The organism is Mesorhizobium sp. C277A, from assembly GCF_040324395.1.
Taxonomy (GTDB): Bacteria; Pseudomonadota; Alphaproteobacteria; order Rhizobiales; family Rhizobiaceae; genus Mesorhizobium.
Window position 1 is genome coordinate 1342910 of record NZ_JAMYVW010000002.1, and the last position, 18676, is coordinate 1361585.

The 18676-nt window shown below is 63.4% G+C and carries 16 protein-coding genes; 9 read left to right on the forward strand and 7 right to left on the reverse strand.

The annotated features are described in order from the left end of the window. Positions 1 to 42 precede the first annotated feature (42 nt). Positions 43 to 1464, reverse strand: coding sequence for an MFS transporter (locus NKK52_RS06610; RefSeq protein WP_023682431.1), 1422 nt, complete (start codon positions 1462 to 1464; stop codon positions 43 to 45). Positions 1465 to 1707: 243 nt separating this feature from the next. Between NKK52_RS06610 and NKK52_RS06615 the strand changes: the two genes are divergently transcribed. The 5 genes from NKK52_RS06615 (at position 1708) to NKK52_RS06635 (ending at position 5081) form a co-directional block, all read left to right on the forward strand. Beyond that, positions 1708 to 1953: a type II toxin-antitoxin system Phd/YefM family antitoxin gene (locus tag NKK52_RS06615; RefSeq protein ID WP_023673036.1), complete on the forward strand. Its 246-nt coding sequence runs from the start codon at positions 1708 to 1710 to the stop codon at positions 1951 to 1953. Continuing rightward, positions 1950 to 2405 carry a PIN domain-containing protein gene (locus NKK52_RS06620; RefSeq protein WP_023682430.1) on the forward strand — a complete coding sequence of 152 codons (456 nt, stop codon included), beginning with the start codon at positions 1950 to 1952 and terminating at the stop codon, positions 2403 to 2405. The genes NKK52_RS06615 and NKK52_RS06620 overlap by 4 nt, the downstream gene beginning before the upstream one ends. A 142-nt stretch (positions 2406 to 2547) precedes the next feature. Then, positions 2548 to 4050: an IMP dehydrogenase gene (guaB, locus tag NKK52_RS06625; protein ID WP_023682429.1), complete on the forward strand. Its 1503-nt coding sequence runs from the start codon at positions 2548 to 2550 to the stop codon at positions 4048 to 4050. A 19-nt stretch (positions 4051 to 4069) separates the two neighbouring features. After that, the gene (locus tag NKK52_RS06630) at positions 4070 to 4639 is read left to right on the forward strand and encodes a hypothetical protein (protein ID WP_023673033.1); all 570 of its coding nucleotides are present in this window, start codon (positions 4070 to 4072) and stop codon (positions 4637 to 4639) included. A 22-nt stretch (positions 4640 to 4661) separates the two neighbouring features. Continuing rightward, on the forward strand, positions 4662 to 5081 hold the full coding sequence (locus NKK52_RS06635; protein ID WP_023682427.1) for an MAPEG family protein: 420 nt from the start codon (positions 4662 to 4664) through the stop codon (positions 5079 to 5081). Between the two features lie 63 nt (positions 5082 to 5144). Here the strand turns inward: NKK52_RS06635 and rnd are convergent, their stop codons facing one another. The 3 genes from rnd to NKK52_RS06650 form a co-directional block, all read right to left on the reverse strand. Beyond that, positions 5145 to 6296: a ribonuclease D gene (gene rnd, locus NKK52_RS06640; RefSeq protein WP_023682426.1), complete on the reverse strand. Its 1152-nt coding sequence runs from the start codon at positions 6294 to 6296 to the stop codon at positions 5145 to 5147. 75 nt (positions 6297 to 6371) lie between these two features. Continuing rightward, the gene (locus NKK52_RS06645; RefSeq protein WP_023682425.1) at positions 6372 to 7616 is read right to left on the reverse strand and encodes an MFS transporter; all 1245 of its coding nucleotides are present in this window, start codon (positions 7614 to 7616) and stop codon (positions 6372 to 6374) included. Positions 7617 to 7720: 104 nt separating this feature from the next. After that, positions 7721 to 8926: an MFS transporter gene (locus NKK52_RS06650; RefSeq protein ID WP_023682424.1), complete on the reverse strand. Its 1206-nt coding sequence runs from the start codon at positions 8924 to 8926 to the stop codon at positions 7721 to 7723. 107 nt (positions 8927 to 9033) lie between these two features. On the opposite strand from NKK52_RS06650, the gene NKK52_RS06655 reads away from it, so the two are divergent. Further along, positions 9034 to 9792 carry a DeoR/GlpR family DNA-binding transcription regulator gene (locus NKK52_RS06655; RefSeq protein WP_023682423.1) on the forward strand — a complete coding sequence of 253 codons (759 nt, stop codon included), beginning with the start codon at positions 9034 to 9036 and terminating at the stop codon, positions 9790 to 9792. Here the strand turns inward: NKK52_RS06655 and NKK52_RS06660 are convergent. Next, positions 9789 to 10208: a hypothetical protein gene (locus tag NKK52_RS06660; protein WP_023682422.1), complete on the reverse strand. Its 420-nt coding sequence runs from the start codon at positions 10206 to 10208 to the stop codon at positions 9789 to 9791. The two genes, NKK52_RS06655 and NKK52_RS06660, sit on opposite strands and share 4 nt — an antisense overlap. A gap of 222 nt (positions 10209 to 10430) precedes the next feature. On the opposite strand from NKK52_RS06660, the gene aspS reads away from it, so the two are divergent. Then, a complete protein-coding gene (gene aspS / locus NKK52_RS06665) occupies positions 10431 to 12218 on the forward strand; it encodes an aspartate--tRNA ligase (protein WP_023682421.1) in 1788 nt (595 codons plus the stop codon). 230 nt (positions 12219 to 12448) lie between these two features. Here the strand turns inward: aspS and NKK52_RS06670 are convergent, their stop codons facing one another. Then, entirely contained in the window at positions 12449 to 13639 is a 1191-nt protein-coding gene (locus NKK52_RS06670) for an aq_1923 C-terminal domain (RefSeq protein WP_023682420.1), read from the reverse strand. 404 nt (positions 13640 to 14043) lie between these two features. Here NKK52_RS06670 and parC point away from each other — a divergent pair, with 404 nt between their 5' ends. Beyond that, entirely contained in the window at positions 14044 to 16296 is a 2253-nt protein-coding gene (parC, locus tag NKK52_RS06675; RefSeq protein WP_023673024.1) for a DNA topoisomerase IV subunit A, read from the forward strand. Positions 16297 to 16576: 280 nt separating this feature from the next. After that, positions 16577 to 17791: an AI-2E family transporter gene (locus NKK52_RS06680; protein WP_023682419.1), complete on the forward strand. Its 1215-nt coding sequence runs from the start codon at positions 16577 to 16579 to the stop codon at positions 17789 to 17791. Here NKK52_RS06680 and NKK52_RS06685 read toward each other — a convergent pair. Next, a complete protein-coding gene (locus NKK52_RS06685) occupies positions 17779 to 18675 on the reverse strand; it encodes a DMT family transporter (RefSeq protein WP_023682418.1) in 897 nt (298 codons plus the stop codon). The genes NKK52_RS06680 and NKK52_RS06685 overlap by 13 nt on opposite strands. Between the last annotated feature and the right edge of the window lies 1 nt (position 18676).

Here is an 18676-nt window from a genome sequence, read left to right on the forward strand (position 1 = left end):
GTGAAGGATCGCCGACGTCGACGATTTTCGTCGCGCCGCCCCTTACTTCCCAGCCGTGCTCACCGGCTCCAGTGTCTTCGGCGTCGTCATCCGGCCATGACCCGACACGGCGTTGCCGGCATCCGGCGCCAGCCGCATGAACGATACCGACGCCGCCGCTGACACTGCCGCCACGATGAAGAAGGCAATGTGGAAATCGCCGAGCATCAGCGGGCCGCCATGGATCGAGGTCGAGACTTCCAGGATGCCGCCGGCCAGCGCCACGCCGAGCGCGATCGACAACTGCTGGAACACCGCCGTGATCGGCGTTGCCTTGCTGGTGTCCTCGGCCGACACTTCGGCGTAGGAGAGCGCATTGACGCCGGTGAAGAACATCGAGCGGATGAAGCCGCCGACCAGCAATATCGCCAGCATCAGCGCGTAAGGCGTCTCCGGCGTGAACAGGCCGTATATGGCGATCGATGCGGCGGCGATCAGCGAGCCCCAGATCAGCACCCGGCGGAAGCCGGCGAGCCGGAAGATCAGCGCGGTGACGAACTTCATGCCAATGGCGCCGATGGCCGAGACGAAGGTGATCATGCCCGACTGGAACGGCGTCAGCCCGAAGCCGATCTGGAACATGAGGGGCAACAGGAACGGCACCGCCCCGATGCCGATGCGAAACAGCGAGCCGCCGAGCACCGAGGAGCGGAACACCGGGTTGCGGAACAGTTCCAGCGCCAGCAGCGGGTTCTTGGCGCGCCGCGCATGCAGGAGATAGAGCACGCCGGAAATCAGCCCGACCGCCACGGTGATGAGGCCGGTCGCCGGCGGCAGATAGGGCAAGCTGACCACCGACAGGCCGAAGATGACGCCGGAGGCCGCCAGCCCGCTCAGTACGAAACCGACGAAATCGAGCGGCGGCGTCTCCATCGAGTCGGTTCGCGGCAGGAAGCGCGTCGCCAGCCAGATGCCGACCAGGCCGATCGGCACGTTGATCAGAAAGATCCAATGCCAGGTGAAATAGGTGGTGATGAAGCCGCCGATCGGTGGTCCCACAAGCGGGCCGACCAGCGCCGGCACCGTCAGCCACGACATGGCCGCGACCAGCTCGCTCTTCGGCGTCGCGCGCACCAGGACCAGCCTGCCGACCGGCGTCATCATGGCGCCGCCTATGCCTTGCAGGAAGCGCGAGACGACAAAGGCCGGCAGTGAATTGGAGATGGCGCAGCAGACCGAGCCGACGATGAAGACGCCGATCGCGGCGCGAAAAATGGTCTTGGCGCCGAACCGGTCGGCCATCCAGCCGCTGATCGGAATGAAGATCGCCAGCGCCACCAGATAGGCGGTCAGCGCCAGCTTGAGCGCGATCGGGCTGGTGTGGATGTCGACGGCAATCGCCGGCAGCGATGTCGCGATGACGGTCGAATCCATGTTTTCCATGAACAAGGCGACCGCCAGAATGAGCGGAATGATGCGGTTCAACGAACGCGTCCGAACTGGTCTAAATGTGCCTGCCGGCCAATCCAAACAATGAAAAGGCGGGCAAGCCGATACAAACGGGCGGTTATCACGCCTCAGGCGCGATGTCGCATTAATTTGCTGTCACTTTTGTGCGACCATGGGCGGACAAGAGGCGTCGCTGCGTTTCGCCACATTGAATGAACTTGCGAAAATTGACCGGGTTCACTATGCTGTAGTGAATATAACTACTATATGGACAATGCCATGGAAGAAGCCGTTTCCGCAGCCGACGCCAACCGCAAATTCTCGCTCCTCCTGCGCGGTGTCCGCGAAGGACAGAGCTATGTCGTGACCAGCCATGGGCGCCCCGTGGCGCGGATCGTGCCTGCAGGGCAGCCCGACCCTGCGGCGTCTCGTTCGCGCACAGCGCTGCTGTCGCGCCTCGAACGCCAGCCTGTTGTAGAAGCCGGGCGCTGGAGCCGCGACGAGCTTTACGAGGACGAGCGGTGAAGGTCGCGCTCGATACCAACATCCTTGTTTATGCCGAGGGGATCAACGGAGCCGAGAAGCGCGACATCGTTTTCGGCCTGCTGCACGACATTGCGCAAGAGGCAGCCGTCATTCCAGTCCAAGTGCTCGGCGAATTGTTCACCGTTCTCACACGCAAGGCCGGACGATCACGTGCACAAGCGCGCGACGCCCTGTTGAGCTGGCGCGACGCGTTTCCGGTTGTCGGCACGACGCCGGAGGTGATGACGGTCGCGGCTGATCTTGCGACCGATCACCATTTCGGCATCTGGGATGCGACCATCCTGTCTGTTGCCTCGCAAACCGGTTGCCGGCTGCTGCTGTCGGAAGATCTGCAGGACGGCTTCACCTGGGGCGGCGTAACGGTCGTCAATCCTTTCGGGTCACCGCGCCATGTCTTGCTCGATGCCCTGTTGGGCAAGTCCGCCGAATAGGCCACGACCGGCTTTTCAACCACGCCGCGACGTGTTACCAGCCAGCGCCAATCCTGAAAGGGAAGAAACGAGTCGGCGCTGTCCATTTCGGTCCAGCGCTTTTTTGTATTCTCCCGGCGCTTTTCGTATCCGAGGACTGGCCATGGCAAAAATCATCGAAACGTCCACCGGCGCGCTGGCGCTGACCTTTGACGACGTGCTGTTGCAGCCCGGTCATTCCGAGGTCATGCCCGGTGAGACCGACATCCGCACCCGCATCGCCACCGACATCGACCTCAACGTGCCGATCCTGTCGGCCGCCATGGACACCGTCACCGAGGCGAGGCTTGCCATCGCCATGGCGCAGGCCGGCGGCATCGGCGTCATCCACCGCAATTTCTCGCCGGCCGAACAGGCCGAGCAGGTGCGTCAGGTCAAGAAGTTCGAATCGGGCATGGTCATCAATCCGGTCACCATCGGCCCCGACGCCACCCTGGCCGACGCGCTGGCGCTGATGCGCACCTATTCCATCTCGGGCATTCCGGTGGTCGAGAATGGCGGCACCGGCGGCCAGAAGATCGGCCGCCTCGTCGGCATCCTGACCAACCGCGACGTGCGCTTCGCCTCCGATCCGGGGCAGAAAGTCTACGAATTGATGACCCGTGAGAACCTGATCACGGTCAAGGAGAATGTCGACCAGGACGAGGCCAAGCGGCTGCTGCATCAGCACCGCATCGAAAAGCTCGTCGTCGTGGACAAGTCCGGCAATTGCGTCGGCCTGATCACCGTCAAGGACATCGAGAAGTCGCAGCTCAACCCGCACGCCACCAAGGATGCGCAGGGGCGCCTGCGGGCGGCGGCAGCCACCAGCGTCGGCGATGACGGCTTCGAGCGCGCCGAGCGGTTGATCGATGCCGGTGTCGACCTCCTGGTCATCGACACCGCGCATGGCCATTCGCAGCGCGTGCTCGATGCGGTGACGCGGGCCAAGAAGCTTTCCAATTCCGTCCGCATCCTGGCCGGCAACGTCGCCACCGCCGAAGGCACGCAGGCGCTGATCGACGCCGGCGCCGATGCCGTCAAGGTCGGCATCGGCCCGGGCTCGATCTGCACCACGCGCATCGTCGCCGGCGTCGGCGTGCCGCAGCTTTCGGCGATCATGTCGGCGGTCGAGACGGCGCATAGATCAGGCGTGTCGGTCGTCGCCGACGGCGGCATCAAATATTCGGGTGACCTGGCCAAGGCGCTTGCCGCCGGCGCCGGTGCGGCCATGATCGGTTCGCTGCTGGCCGGCACCGACGAAAGCCCGGGCGAGGTCTATCTGCATCAGGGCCGCTCCTTCAAGGCCTATCGCGGCATGGGCTCTGTCGGCGCCATGGCGCGCGGCTCGGCCGATCGCTACTTCCAGGCCGAGGTTCGCGACACGCTGAAACTGGTCCCGGAAGGCATTGAAGGGCAGGTGCCCTACAAGGGACCTGCGTCTGGCGTGCTGCACCAGCTTGCGGGCGGGCTAAAAGCCGCTATGGGTTATGTCGGTGGCCGCGACCTTGCCGATTTTCGCGAACGCGCCACCTTTGTGCGCATATCCAACGCCGGACTTCGTGAAAGCCACGCCCATGACGTCACGATTACCCGCGAAAGCCCGAACTATCCTGGCGGAGCCTGACCGGCAGCCAGAGCGGTACATGCTCTGGCGCCACCAGGCGACGATCGTGCTGCGGCTGGCGCGCCATGCCGGCGCGCTGTGCTTTGCCGCCGCGGCGGTTTTCATCATCATGACGCTGCTGGAATTCTTCTATTTCCGCCGGCTGAGCGGTGGCCTGCCGTCGCTCGACGTGCGCCTTGGCGGGTTCACGCCCGACGAGGGCATGGCCTGGCTGACGGCACTCGGCCGGCGCGGCAGCGAGATCATCCTGGTCTGGCACTATTTGACTTTCGACCTTCTCTTCCCGGCGCTGCTGTCGCTGACCATGGTCAGCTTGATCCTGGCAACCGGGCGGCGGCTGAAGAGTTTTCGTGCCATGCCGGTGCAGCTTCAGGCACTGTTCGCGCTGGTCATCGTGCTGCCCTACACGTGCGCCGACTACGCCCAGAACATTGCGGTGGCGCGGCTTCTGTCCGATGCGCTGTCGGCCAACCCGGATTCTCTGTCTTTCGCCTCGTCGCTGATCGTCACCAAATTCGCGCTGCTGGCGATCCCCGTCATCGTCATCGCGTTTTTGATCCTTGCCGCCCAGCGGCGTCCACAGGCATGAACGACAGAGCAGGGGCAACGCCATGAGCCAGACCGCGATTTTCTGGCCGATGCTGGCGCAGGTGTTCCTCGTCTATATCGTCTATGTCGTGATGGGCCGGCGCCGCTACGGCGCGGTCAAATCGGGCGAGGCCAAGGTCGGTCAATACAAGGTGCGCACGACCGAGCCCGGGTCGAGCGTCACGGTTGCCAACAATCTCATCAACCAGTTCGAACTGCCGGTGCTGTTCTATGTGCTGTGCCTGGCGCTGCACGCGACCAATGGCGTCAATTATCTGACCCTGGCCTTGATGTGGATTTTCGTGATTTCCCGCTATGGCCACGCCTGGGTCCACCTCACCAGCAACAATCTGCGGTTTCGCAGCCGCGCCTTCTACGTCGGCGCGATCATTCTCTTGCTGGCATGGATATGGTTCGCGCTGCACCTGCTCGGAGCGGTGTAGGGCAGTTGTTTACCCTCCCCCTTGTGGGGAGGGTCGCTCCGCGCAGCGGAGCGGGGTGGGGGTCTACAAATCGAACACCGCGATCTTGCGCTTGTCGAACTTGATGCCGATTTCGCCGCGCACCAGCTTCAGTGCGGCTTCGCCGAACACGGCGCGTCGCCAGCCCTGCAGGGCCGGCACGTCGGCATCCTCGCCCTCGGCGGCGATGCGGTCGATGTCGTCGCTGGACGCCAGCACTTTCGAGGCGACGCCTTCCTTCTCGGCGACGATCCGCAACAGCACTTTCAACAGCTCGGAGGCGGCATTGGAGCCCTCGGGCGGCTGAAAGCTCTTGGGCAGCTTCGGCATTTCTTCGCGGGGCAAAGCGAGCGCCGTGTTGACCGCGCCGAGCAGCGCCGTTGCCGTCGATGACCGTTCCCAGCCTTTCGGCGTGGTGCGCAGCTTGCCAAGGGCTGCCGCATCGCGCGGCGCCTGCTGGGCGACCTCGTATATGGCGTCGTCCTTGAGCACCCGGCCGCGCGGCACGTCACGCTCGCGCGCCTCGCGTTCGCGCCATGCCGCCACCGTCTGCACGATCGCCAGCTCCTGCGGCTTGCGCAGCCGCATCTTCAGCCGCTTCCAGGCGTCTTCGGGGTGCGGATCGTAGGTCTCGCGCGAAGTCAGCACCTCCATTTCCTCGTTCAGCCAATGGGCGCGGTTTTCCCGCTCCAGTTCGGCGCTGAGGTGCTTGTAGACGTCGATCAGATGGGTGACGTCGGCCAGCGCATAGTCGAGCTGCTTGTCCGACAGCGGCCGGTGGCGCCAGTCGGTGAAACGCGAGGATTTGTCGAGCCGTGCGCCGGTGATGCGCTGCACCAGCTGATCGTAGGAGACGCTGTCGCCGAAGCCGCAGACCATGGCCGCGACCTGGGTGTCGAACACCGGATGCGGCACCAGGTCGCCGAGATGGACGATGATTTCAATGTCCTGGCGCGCGGCATGGAAAACCTTGACCACCGCCTCATTGGCCATCAGCCGGAAGAACGGGGCGAGGTTGATGTCGGGCGCCAGCGGGTCGATCAGCGCGGTCACGCCGGGCGCCGCCATCTGGATCAGGCACAGAATCGGCCAGAATGTCGTTTCGCGGATGAATTCGGTGTCAACGGTGACGAAATCCGACTTTTCAAAAGCGGCGAGAACGGACTCGAGCTCATTTTGGGTGGTGATGACGTGCATCAAATCGCTTTTTAGTAACGGGTAAGGTTCTCTTTCAATTTCAGCCATGGGCGCTTTCGTCAAGCCGCCCTTCGGTCAAGTATCGGCCGATCCGTCGGAATCGCCATTTCTGCGCGCCAGCCGCGCGAAGACGGTCGATGTGCGCAGCAGGGCCGTGAAGCGGCTGCGCTTGCCCGCCGGCACGCTGCCGCGCACCTGCATGCGGTAGAGAATGATGGCGATGAGGGTGGCGTAGACGACTGCGCTGAAGACAAACAGGGCGCCCGGTCCGAAATATTGCATGGCCGTCGAGGCCGCGAAGGGGCCACCGATGGCGCCGAAGGAATAGAACAGCATCAAGGCGGCATTGATCAGCACGAACTCGCCCTTGTCGGCGCGGTCGTTGGAATGCGCCGCCGACAGCGAATAGAGCGGCATGGCGAAGCTGCCGAAGATGAAGACGATGATCAAATTGAGGGTCGGATCGGCGCCGGCGACGAAGACCAGCGCCAGCGCCGCGAACATGGCGCCGCATGTCGTGGCCAGAAGCACCGCGCGCCGATCCCAGCGGTCGGAGAGGTAGCCCAGCGGATACTGGATAAGGGCGCCGCCGAAAATGCCGACGCTGACGAAGGTGACGACATCGGCCACCGACATGCCGATCTGCTCGGCATAGACCGGCGACAGCGTGCGGAACGCGCTGTTGGTGACGCCGACGCAGATGCAGCCGAAGCAGCCGAGCGGCGAAATCCGCCAGACGCGGGCGAGATCGAGCTTGACGTCTTCCGGCGGCGTCGGGTTGGAGCGGTCGCCGAGCGACACCGGAACCAGCGACAGCGTGATCATCATCGACATGATGGCGAAGATGGCAAAGCCGCCGGGGCCGAAGATCGGGATCAGGAACTGCGCGCCGGTTACCGAGCCGATATCGACCATGCGGTAGACGGCGAGCACCCGCGCACGATCCTTGTTTTCGACGCCGGAGTTCAGCCACGCTTCCATGACGGTGAACAGGCCGGCAAAGCAGAAACCGCCGGCAAAGCGCACCGCGCACCACATCACCGGGTCGATCACCAGCACCAGGAGCAGCGTACTGGCAGCGGCGATGGCGGCGAGCGCTGAAAACGTCCGGACATGGCCGACTGCCTTGAGGATGCGGGTGACTGCGAGGCAACCAAGCAGGAAGCCGGCGAAATAGAACGTGCCCATCAGGCCGATGTCGGAGGCCGAAAACCCTTCCTGCGCGCCGCGCAACGCGATCAGCGTGCCCTGCAGCCCGTTGCCGCCAAGCAGGATGCCGGCGGCGATGAGGAGCGGGATCAGCGGGCGGATGGAGGACATACGGAACCGTTGCTTAGGTGGCTCCACAGTTCTGAACCATCGGTGTGGCCAATGCCAGTGGCTTGTCCCGCCGCCAACAGGTGTGTGGCTTCAAGTGCGGCCGTTCAAGCTCCGTCGGCCCTCGCCAAAGCTTCGCTCGCCGGCGCAGGCTTGCCCCGGGCAGCCCTTCGGCCAAGCGAGCCGGCGGTCAGCAGGCTGAGCATGATGAACGGGATGCCGATACCGAAGGCCGAGCGGATGCCCCAATGGTCGGAGACGAAACCGAGCAGCGGCGGGCCGAGCAGGAAGGCGACGAAGGAAATCTGCGACAGCGCCGCGACATTGATCGTCGCGGAGCGGTCCGTCCGCTGGGCTGCCGCCGAGATCGCCAACGGAAAGAGCACGCTGCTGCCGATGCCAAGTAGCGCAAAGCCCAGCATCGATACGAGCGGGGCAGGCGAGAAGAAGACGAGCAGCACGCCCACCGCCATCGTCGCCAGCAGCACCCGCGCCACGACGCTCGGCGAGTGGCGGTCGACAAAGGAGTCGGCAAAGAAGCGCGTGCTCGCTTGCGAGAATGCAAACAGCGCCACTGTGAAGCCGGCGACGAAAGGGCCCGCATCGAACACGGTGCGCATGTAGATTGCCGACCAGTCGATGCTGGCGCCTTCCATCAGCATCGCCGACAGCGTCACCGCGACGAGGACGAGGATAGGCAGCGTCGGCCGCGCCAGCCTTGGCGCCGTCTCGTCATTGCCGGCGAAGCGGCTCGGCGCCGGTTCGTAACCGCCGAGAAACAGCGCGATTCCTGTCGCCACCATCGGTACGACAATCGCCAGGTGCAGTTGCGGCGATATGCCGAGATGCGCAAGCGCGGCGCCGAACAGGCCGGCGCCGAAAAAGCCAATGCTCCAGAACGAATGCGCCCGGTTCATGATCCGGCGCTTGAGCAGGAATTCGGTTCTGTCGGCCTCGACATTGAGAATGATCTCGACGCTGCCGATCATCAGGCCGACCGGAAACAGCATCAGGAATAGCGCAAGCGGCCCAGGCGCATGCACGGCAATGGCAAAGACGACCGACAAAAGCGGCACCAGTCCGAGCAGCGCGCGGCGGAAGCCGACGCCCTCCAGGATCGGCGCCGCCAGCGTCAGCGCGGTCAAGGTGCCAATCGGCGTCCCGATCAGGCTGAGCCCGAGCGTGCCGTCTCCTATGCCCATGGCATGTTTGATGTCGGGCAGCCGCGGGAAGATTTGGCCCATGGCGAACGAATAGATCGCAAAGCCGGCGTAGACCCGGTGTTGCGGAGCGAGGCGGAGGCCAAAGGTCATGACGATGCTTTCGGGGAAGAGAGCCGGAGATTGTCGTTGATATCCCCTTATCTTGCACAAACATGCAAATTGTGCAAGAACGTGCACAAAGAAAACAGGATCATGCAATGCTGACCGATGAGCGGCATCAAATCATTCGCGATCGCCTGGCCGTCGAGGGAAGGGTGCTGGCCGGCGAGCTGGCAGGCCGCTTCGGCGTTTCGGAAGACACGGTTCGCCGCGACCTCAGGGAGTTGGCCAAGGCCGGGCAGTGCCGCCGCGTCTATGGCGGCGCGGTCGCGGCCGCACCCTTCGCGGCCACGCCGGTCGGCCTGCGCGTCGGCCATGCGGTCGAAGAAAAGACGCGGCTGGCCCGCGCGACCGTGGCACTGCTTTCGCGCGGACAGACCCTGTTCATCGACAGCGGCTCGACCAATGCCGCGATCGCCAGGGCCATCCCGCGCGACCTCGATCTGACCGTCGCCACCAACTCGCTCGAAATTGCCTCCGTCCTGTCAAACCACGCTTTGGTCGAGCTGATTGTGCTTGGGGGACGGTTCGACCGCCACCTCGGCGCCTGCGTCGGCGCCGACACGCTTGCCGCTGTCGCGCAACTTGGCGCGGACCTGTTTGTTCTCGGATCCTGCGGTCTCGATGCGTCGCGCGGCGTCACGGCCTTCGATTCGGCTGAGGCCGAGGTAAAGCGGGCGATGGCCAAGAACAGCGCAGGCATCGTCATCGCTGTAACCAACGACAAGCTAGCCACAGCCGCACCCTACCGGGTCGCCAGGCCAGAGGCGATCCGCCACCTCGTGGTCGAAAAGACCGCGCCGGCCGCGATCCTCGCGGATTTCGAACGCCAGGGCGCCGAAATCCATTTGGCTTAAACGGAGCTCGGCGCGCGGGCAGTCCGGGACGCAGCATGGGCGACGAACACTTCGACATCTTCCTTTGAATAACCGAGAAGGGCTCCTTCAAGCCTCGCCAGATCATTCGATGTGAAGATGTCAAAGGCCTCTCCGCTGCGGCACATTCTGGAGATCAACAAGCTCAGTTTGCAGCGCCATTCCTCTGTCGGCAGGCAGTAGCGGCGATCTTCCACGGACGTCTCTGGATCAAAGTGGGTGAACTTCAGGATGCGGCCTTCGTCGACAAACGGTGCAAAGCCCGTGTCGCCAATATCTTCGGCGTCCATACCCGGCTCCGCCCCGAACAGGGCCATCGGCTTGTCGCCCTGAAGCATCAGTGCCAACTCGCGGCCATTATGTGGCCCGACGCCCGACGGGACTGTGCGTTTCGGCATGAAGCATCTCCAGATTGCTTGAGGACGGCGCTGTCGCGAGAAACATGCCTGGCGGCAATGCGCCAAGCCTGGCAAAGACTTTATGCTGACGATCGCATAGGGCGGCGACCCAAACCCGGCTTGCCTTGACAAATCGGGCCTCCCATGCGCTTTTCGCGCAAATTTTGGACCGGGCTTTGATGCTCGACCCACAACCCAGCACCCCGGAATTTTGACATGACAATGCATCGTTACCGCAGCCACACCTGTGCCCAGTTGAGAAAGAGCGATGTCGGCTCTTCGGTTCGCCTGTCGGGCTGGGTGCATCGCGTGCGCGACCATGGCGGCCTGCTGTTCATCGATCTGCGCGACCATTACGGCCTGACCCAGATCGTCGCCGATCCGGATTCGCCCGCCTTCAAGGTGGCCGAGACGCTGCGTGGCGAATGGGTGATCCGCGTCGACGGCGAGGTCAAGGCGCGCCTGCCGGACACCACCAACGCCAACCTGCCGACCGGCGAGATCGAGATCTTTGCCCGCGAGATCGAGGTGCTGTCGGCAGCCAAGGAATTGCCGCTGCCGGTGTTCGGCGAGCCCGACTATCCCGAAGACATCCGCCTGAAGTACCGTTTTCTCGACCTGCGCCGCGAGACGCTGCACAGGAACATCGTGGCGCGCACGAAAATCATCGCCGAGATGCGCAAGCGTATGACCGATGTCGGCTTCACCGAATTCTCGACGCCGATCCTGACGGCCTCGTCGCCGGAAGGCGCGCGCGACTTCCTGGTGCCGTCGCGCATCCATCCCGGCACCTTTTACGCGCTGCCGCAGGCGCCGCAGCAGTACAAGCAACTGATCATGGTTTCGGGCTTCGACCGCTATTTCCAGATCGCGCCCTGCTTCCGCGACGAGGACCCGCGCGCCGACCGTCTGCCCGGCGAATTCTACCAGCTCGACCTCGAAATGAGCTTCGTCGAGCAGGACGACGTGCTGTCGACCATGGAACCGGTGATGCGCGGCGTCTTCGAGACCTTCGCCAACGGCAAGCCGGTGACGCAGACATTCCAGCGCATTCCTTACGATGTCGCCATGCGCAAATATGGCTCCGACAAGCCGGACCTGCGCAACCCGATCGAGATGCAGGCCGTCTCCGACCATTTTCGCGATTCCGGCTTCAAGGTCTTCGCCAACATTCTGGCCAACGATCCGAAGGCCGAAGTGTGGGGCATTCCGGCCAAGACCGGCGGCAGCCGCGCCTTCTGCGACCGCATGAACTCGTGGGCGCAGGGCGAGGGCCAGCCGGGACTGGGTTACATCTTCTGGCGCAAGGAAGGCGACAAGCTTGAAGGCGCCGGTCCGCTGGCCAAGAACATCGGCGAGGAGCGCACCGAGGCGATCCGCCAGCAGCTCGGCCTTGCCGATGGCGACGCCGCCTTCTTCGTCGCCGGCGATCCGAAGAAGTTCGTTACCTTCGCCGGTGCCGCGCGTACGCGTGCCGGCGAAGAACTGAACCTTGTCGACCGCGAGCGCTTCGAATTGTGCTGGATCGTCGACTTCCCGTTCTTCGAATGGAGCGAGGAGGAGAAGAAGATCGACTTCGCCCACAACCCGTTCTCGATGCCGCAAGGCGGTATCGACGCGCTCAACGGCGACGACCTGCTCGGCATCAAGGCCTTCCAGTACGACATGGTCTGCAACGGCTTCGAGATCGCCTCTGGCGGTATCCGCAACCATTTGCCGGAAACCATGGTCAAGGCGTTCGAGACGGTTGGCCTCGACCGCGCCACGGTGGAAGAACGCTTTGGTGGCCTCTACCGCGCCTTCCAGTATGGCGCCCCGCCGCATGGCGGCATGGCGGCCGGCGTCGACCGTGTCGTCATGCTGCTGGTCGGCGCCAAGAACCTGCGAGAGATCACCATGTTCCCGATGAACCAGCAGGCCTACGATTTGTTGATGAACGCGCCTTCGGAAGCCTCGCCGCAGCAGTTGCGTGATCTGTCGCTGCGTGTCGCGGCAGTGAAGAAGGACTGACGGCAGCGTTGAAGCCGCCCTTTCTCCCCGTCTCTATACGGGGAGAAATGTCCGACAGGACAATGAGGGGCAGCACGCATGCAGGCGATTGGCGAACGGCCTTAGCAGTTGGCGCCTTCTGACAACCGGTTCAGCATCGAACTACAATTTGCAGGCGTTGGCGCCGCCCCTCATCCGCCTGCCGGCACCTTCTCCCCGTATAGTGACCGGGAGAAGGGAGCGAACTTCGATCAGTCTTCGTTGGCCTTGACGTGGACGCCCAGCGTCTTGGTCAGGTCGGCCGGGTTGGACATGGCGCCGGCCATGATCAGCGCGAACGGCACCGCTGCCGGCGGCTCGGCCGAAATCTCGAGGCTCTTCGGATCGTCGAGGTACTTGCTCACCGCGGCCGTCACTTCGGCGGTCAGTTCGGGATTGTTGAGCTGCGCCATGCCGAACGGCACGATCGCCTTGGCCTGGTTGGCGATGTCCTTGCCCGACATGCCCTGCTGCTTGCCGACATACTCAAGCACTTTGCCGGTGAGCGAATCGTCATCGAAGCGGATCGATGCGCTGTTGAAGGAGAGCTGCTGCAACAGGCCGAGCAGGGCCATGCCTTGCGCCGAATTGTCAGCCCCTTCGGGCTGCGCCGCCATCTTCTTCTGCATCTCCTGCAGCGACTTGACGAAGTCGACCGTGTAGCCGCCGAGGCCGAAGGTCATGCCGAGCGTGCCGGCATTCTCGACCGAGATGTCGTATTTCGACAGGTCCATCTTGCCGTCGCTCGGCTGCCAGGTGCCGCCGATTTCGATATTGCCCGAGATGTTCTGGTAGCCGAGGGCCTCGATGGCTTCCTTGGATTTCGCATCGTCGACCAGGGTCAGGTCGGCGTTGAACTTTTCCGTGGTGGCGGAAAACTCCATCGCCTTGCCGTCGGCCGGCGGCGTGATCTGGACAGCAAGCCCATCCACCGAGAAGGCGGTCTTGTCGGCAACCTTGACCGTCAGGCTTTCGAGTTCGGCCGACTTGTAGATCATCATCGAGCCGAGCGGGCCTGTAGCGCCCTCAGCCGGGATGTTGGCGTCGTGGATGACGAAGGGGGTGAGGTTGAGCGTGACGCCGTCCTTGCTGTGCTCGAAGGCCGAAGTCGTGATGGTCGCGACATCGAAGCCGCCATTGGCTTCGGTCACGCCCTCGAGCTTGACGTCGCCGATCGGCAGCGCCTCCTTTTCGGCCGCCGGTTTGACCGACACGCCCTGCAGCACCATGCTGGAATTGTCGCCGGTAACGCCGGTCCAGGTGATATCGACGCCCTGGACGGCAAGTGCGGCCTTCAGTCGGTCGGCAACCGCCGTGTCTTGCGCAAAGGCGGCATTCAGCGGCAGCGTCAGCAAAAAGGTCGAAAAAGCAAGTTTCTTGAGTGTCGAACGTTGGATTGTCATCGCGAGTTCCCTGAGAGAGTCCTGAAAAAGTGTTTTCTCAATTCTACGCCATCACCATTCCGTGACGAACTGGACGGGAAAAAGGCGCTTTCCCGCAGAGTTGTCGAAAATCACGGCGAAAGGCAAATCGGAGCGGGAGCCTTCGCCCGATGCGGTGAATATGTCATGAAGGTCGGGCTCCCCTGCGTACCGTCTCCTGCCTTAGAGAAGGCGTGTAACAGATTGATGTTGGTTGGCAACAGCACTGCTACCGCTGCTGTTGCACAGGGACGGCAAGGGGGAACATGAAGTCCGTCACATCCATTGTCGGACCTTGAGCCGCCCTCGTAAGCCCAAAGGCTGCAAAGTGCGGATTTCCGCAGCCCCGCCTTGCCGCGAATCACCCGCTCGGCTAGTCCAGCCGCATGGGAAAAAGGATTTTGCCGCCTGAAAATGGCGGTGGTGACCACATCGAACCGGTCGATCTGAAGAAGGCGCTGGAAGAGCGCTATCTCGCCTATGCGCTGTCGACCATCATGCACCGGGCGCTGCCTGACGTGCGCGACGGGCTGAAGCCTGTGCATCGCCGCATCATGCATGCGATGCGGCTGCTCAGGCTCAACCCCGACCAGGGCTTTGCCAAATGCGCCCGCATCGTCGGCGACGTGATGGGCAAGTTCCATCCGCATGGCGACCAGTCGATCTACGACGCGCTGGTGCGCCTGGCGCAGGATTTCTCCATGCGCTATCCCCTCGTCGACGGGCAGGGCAATTTCGGCAATATCGACGGCGATAACGCCGCCGCCATGCGCTATACCGAGGCGCGCATGACCGAGGTGGCGAGCGATTTGCTTGCCGGCATCACCGAGGACGCCGTCGATTTCCGGCCAACCTACAACGAGGAGGACGAGGAGCCCGTAGTGCTTCCCGGCGCCTTCCCGAATCTGCTCGCCAACGGTTCCTCCGGCATTGCGGTCGGCATGGCTACCTCCATCCCGCCGCACAATGCCGCCGAGCTTTGCGACGCAGCGCTGCAGTTGATCGAGCAGCCGGACGCGCCGGTGACAAAGCTGATGGAGTTCGTCCAGGGGCCGGATTTCCCGACCGGCGGCATCATCGTCGACAGCCGCGCATCCATCCTGGAGGCCTATGAGACCGGCCGCGGCGGTTTTCGCGTGCGCGCCAAATGGGGCCAGGAGGATCAGGGCAGGGGCACCTGGAGCATCGTCGTCACTGAAATCCCCTACGGCATCCAGAAGGCCAGGCTGATCGAGAAGATCGCCGAGCTTTTGATCGCGCGCAAATTGCCGCTGCTTGAGGATGTCAGGGATGAAAGCGCCGAGGACGTCCGCATTGTGCTCGTACCGAAGAGCCGTTCGGTCGATCCCGGCATTCTGATGGAATCGCTGTTCAAGCTGACCGAGCTCGAAAGCCGGTTTCCCCTCAACATGAACGTTTTGTCGCGGGGCAAGGTGCCTAACGTCCTGTCGCTGAAGGGCGTGCTGAAGGAGTGGCTCGACCATCGGCGCGATGTGCTGATCCGCCGCTCGAAGCATCGGCTTGGCGAGATCGAGAAGCGGCTGGAAATCCTTGCCGGCTACCTGATCGCCTATCTCAACATCGACGAGGTCATCAGGATCATCCGCGAGGAGGATGAGCCCAAGCAGGTGATGATGGCCCGTTGGTCGCTCACCGACACCCAGGCCGAAGCCATCCTCAACATGCGGCTGCGGGCCCTGCGCAAGCTGGAAGAGTTCGAGATCCGCAAGGAGTTCGACGGTCTCACCACCGAGAAGAAGCAGATCGAGGCATTGCTCGCATCCGACGCCAAGCAATGGTCGACGATCAAATGGGAAGTCACGCAGGTTCGCGACAAGTTCGGCCCCGAGACCGAACTCGGCAAGCGCCGCACCCAGTTCGCCGACGCGCCGGAGCATGATCTGACCGACATTGCGCACGCCATGATCGAGCGCGAGCCGGTCACCGTGGTGGTCTCGGAAAAGGGCTGGCTGCGGGCGATGAAAGGCCATCTGGCCGACCATTCCACGCTCACCTTCAAGGAAGGCGACAGCCTCAAGCTCGCCTTCCATGCCCAGACCACCGACAAGATCCTGGTCTTCACCACCGGCGGAAAATTCTACACCATCGGCGCCGACCGGCTGCCGGGCGGCCGCGGCCATGGCGAACCGATCCGCATCATCGTCGACATGGACAACGACCAGGACATCGTCACCGCCTTCGTCCACGACCCGAAGCGCAAGCTGCTGCTCGTCTCCTACGATGCCAATGGTTTCGTCGTGCCGGAGGAGGAGGTCGTCGCCAACACCCGAAAGGGCAAGCAGGTGATGAACGTCAAGGCGCCCGACGAGGCCAAGGCCTGCGTCCCGGTGTCAGGCGATCATCTCGCCATTGTCGGCGAGAACCGCAAGATGCTGGTGTTTGCGCTCTCCGAAATTCCGGAGATGGGCCGCGGCAAGGGCGTTCGCCTGCAGAAATACAAGGATGGCGGTCTGCTCGACCTGAAACCTTTCACGCTGGCGAGCGGCCTGTCGTGGCAGGATTCCGCAGACCGCACCTTCGTCAGGTCGCGCGAGGAGCTGGCGGAATGGATCGGCGCGAGAGCGTCGGCCGGACGGATGGTGCCGAAGGGATTCCCGCGGACCGGGAAATTTGGTTGAATCTGCTGATCTCCCCCCAAGTGGGGGAGATGGCCGGCAGGCCAGAGGGGGGCGCTGTCCCGCCAGCGCATCAAATGGTCATGGCTCGCCACTCGGTCGCAACTCTTGGGTCTTCAATGTCGGGTGCCAGGCTGGCGATCCTTCGCGCCCCCCTCTGTCCTGCCGGACATCTCCCCCACAAGGGGGAGATTGGCAGCTTCACCAACCATTTGGACTATCGTCACGATTGCGGCACTATAACAGTGCATAAACGCCGTGTAGGCTGGGGAGAATTGACCGTTTGAAGGAAGCGAAGATCCAGAAGCCTGAGCGTCAGCAGCGCCTGTTCGGCCTGTCGACTCCGTTGCGATCAGCCGTTATTCCGCCGCTGTCGGCGGCGCGCTGGCTGTTGGTGCTGATCGTTGCCGCCGGCGTCTATTTCTTCCACGGGTTCCTGTTTCCCGTGCTGGCAGCCCTCGTCATTGCTTTTGCCAGCTGGCCGCTCTACCGCCGGCTGCTTGCCGGTGTCGGAGGCAACCGCACGGTCGCCGCGACGCTCGCCATCCTGTTCATCCTCGCCTTCCTGGTGGTGCCGATAGCGCTCGCCGGCACCTACGCCATCAACGAGGTCCGCGAATGGGTCGGCTGGGCGATCGAGACCAACAGGCACGGCGCGGTCACACCGCACTGGATCACCTCGCTGCCTGTCGTCGGCGAGTGGCTGAACGAACAGTGGATCGACAATTTCGGCCATCCCGGCGGCATCGGCGAGCTGATCCAGCTGGTCAGCGGCGCCAATATCGGCAGCATCTATCGCGGCGTGCTGGCTGCCGGCGGCAGCGCCTTCGGCCTGTTGCTGACGCTGCTGTTCATGATGATCGCGCTGTTCTTCGCCTACCGCGACGGCGAACACTTTGCCAGCCAGATCGACCGGCTCGGCGAACGCATCCTGCCGACGCGCTGGGAGCGGATTTCGCGCGTCGTGCCGGCGACCATTTCCTCGACCGTTACCGGCATGACCGTGATCGCCATCGGCGAGGGGCTGGTGCTCGGCATCGCCTACTGGCTGGCCGGGGTGCCGTCGCCGGTGACGCTGGGCGCATTGACCGGCGTGATGGCGCTGATCCCCGGTGGCGCGCCGCTGTCGTTTACGCTTGTGTCGATCTACCTCGCCGCCAGCGGCTCGCCGATGGCGGGTCTGGCGCTGTTCATCTGGGGCGCAGTGGAACTGTTCATCGTCGACAAGACCTTGCGCCCGAAGCTGGTCGGCGGGCCGATCAAGCTGCCCTTCCTGCCGACTTTTTTCGGCCTGATCGGCGGCGTAAAGACAATGGGCTTTCTCGGCCTGTTCATCGGCCCGGTGCTGATGGCGCTGCTCGTCGCGATCTGGCGCGAATGGCTGCGCGAGGTGGAACTGGCCGAAGACACCGTTCCCGACGCGGCGGCCGAGCTCGAAGGCGGGCCGCCGCAGATCGAGATTGTCGCCGGCCCGGCGAAGAAAAGTCAGGCTGGGTAAGCGACGGCGAGCGCTGCCCGGCGCTTGCGCCCTTCATGCAACTGCCACAGGGAATGGGCAACCAGCGTGACGATCAGGATCACGCCGCCGATCAAGCTGTTGCGCGACGGCGTCTCGGCAAAGATCATCCATATCCAGACCGGCGCCAAAACCGTTTCCAGGAGATAGAACATCGCCACTTCCGGGCCTGAAATGTATTTCGGCCCGTTGGCTAGGCAGAAGAAGGCGAACGGCATGATGACGGCGCCGTTGAAAACGATCCACCATGGCGCTTCCACCTGGAAACCGGTCCTGGAGACCATGAGCGCCGCCAGCCCGAACGGCAGCAGGACGCCGGTCAGCGCGGTGAATCCCATATCCCTGCCGCTGGCGCGTGAAACGGTGATTGCGCAGGCAATCGCCAAGGCCGAACACAGCGCCATCACATCGCCGAACAGATTTCCCGTGCCGACGGAATCGCCGACGATGATCGCGATGCCGACGATCATCAGCGCCATTGCCGCAAGCGTCAGCGGCTGCGGTCGCTCCTTCAGGAACAGCCACGACAGCAGCGCCGAGAACATGGTGGAGAAGGCCAGGATGAAAACCAGATTGGCGGTCGAGGTGTTGTAGACGGCAGTGATGAAGGCGATTGCGCCGAGCCCGTAGAGGGTGGCGACGACGAGCCCCGACCAGCCGGGTATCAGCTGCGGAGCATTCTTGCTGAACGAGCGCCAGATGGCCCATACGATCAGCCCCGCCACGAAGGTGCAGCCGGTGCGCAGCAAAAGGATCGTCCAGGCTTCGCCATGGGCGAGCCGGATCAGGGGAATGTCGATGGTCAGCGCCAGCCCGCCAAGCGCGGTGAGCAGAAGTCCTTTGGTTTGGGCATTGTGAGAGGACATG

What these genes read in the sequence shown, in the direction of transcription:
- NKK52_RS06615 (WP_023673036.1), top strand. Translation starts at nt 1,708, where the DNA reads ATGGAAGAAGCCGTTTCCGCAGCCGACGCCAACCGCAAATTCTCGCTC.
- guaB (WP_023682429.1), top strand. Translation starts at nt 2,548, where the DNA reads ATGGCAAAAATCATCGAAACGTCCACCGGCGCGCTGGCGCTGACCTTT.
- NKK52_RS06630 (WP_023673033.1), top strand. Translation starts at nt 4,070, where the DNA reads ATGCTCTGGCGCCACCAGGCGACGATCGTGCTGCGGCTGGCGCGCCAT.
- NKK52_RS06635 (WP_023682427.1), top strand. Translation starts at nt 4,662, where the DNA reads ATGAGCCAGACCGCGATTTTCTGGCCGATGCTGGCGCAGGTGTTCCTC.
- rnd (WP_023682426.1), bottom strand. Translation starts at nt 6,296, where the DNA reads ATGCACGTCATCACCACCCAAAATGAGCTCGAGTCCGTTCTCGCCGCT.
- NKK52_RS06645 (WP_023682425.1), bottom strand. Translation starts at nt 7,616, where the DNA reads ATGTCCTCCATCCGCCCGCTGATCCCGCTCCTCATCGCCGCCGGCATC.
- NKK52_RS06650 (WP_023682424.1), bottom strand. Translation starts at nt 8,926, where the DNA reads ATGACCTTTGGCCTCCGCCTCGCTCCGCAACACCGGGTCTACGCCGGC.
- NKK52_RS06655 (WP_023682423.1), top strand. Translation starts at nt 9,034, where the DNA reads ATGCTGACCGATGAGCGGCATCAAATCATTCGCGATCGCCTGGCCGTC.
- NKK52_RS06660 (WP_023682422.1), bottom strand. Translation starts at nt 10,208, where the DNA reads ATGCCGAAACGCACAGTCCCGTCGGGCGTCGGGCCACATAATGGCCGC.
- aspS (WP_023682421.1), top strand. Translation starts at nt 10,431, where the DNA reads ATGCATCGTTACCGCAGCCACACCTGTGCCCAGTTGAGAAAGAGCGAT.
- NKK52_RS06670 (WP_023682420.1), bottom strand. Translation starts at nt 13,639, where the DNA reads ATGACAATCCAACGTTCGACACTCAAGAAACTTGCTTTTTCGACCTTT.
- parC (WP_023673024.1), top strand. Translation starts at nt 14,044, where the DNA reads ATGGGAAAAAGGATTTTGCCGCCTGAAAATGGCGGTGGTGACCACATC.
- NKK52_RS06685 (WP_023682418.1), bottom strand. Translation starts at nt 18,675, where the DNA reads ATGTCCTCTCACAATGCCCAAACCAAAGGACTTCTGCTCACCGCGCTT.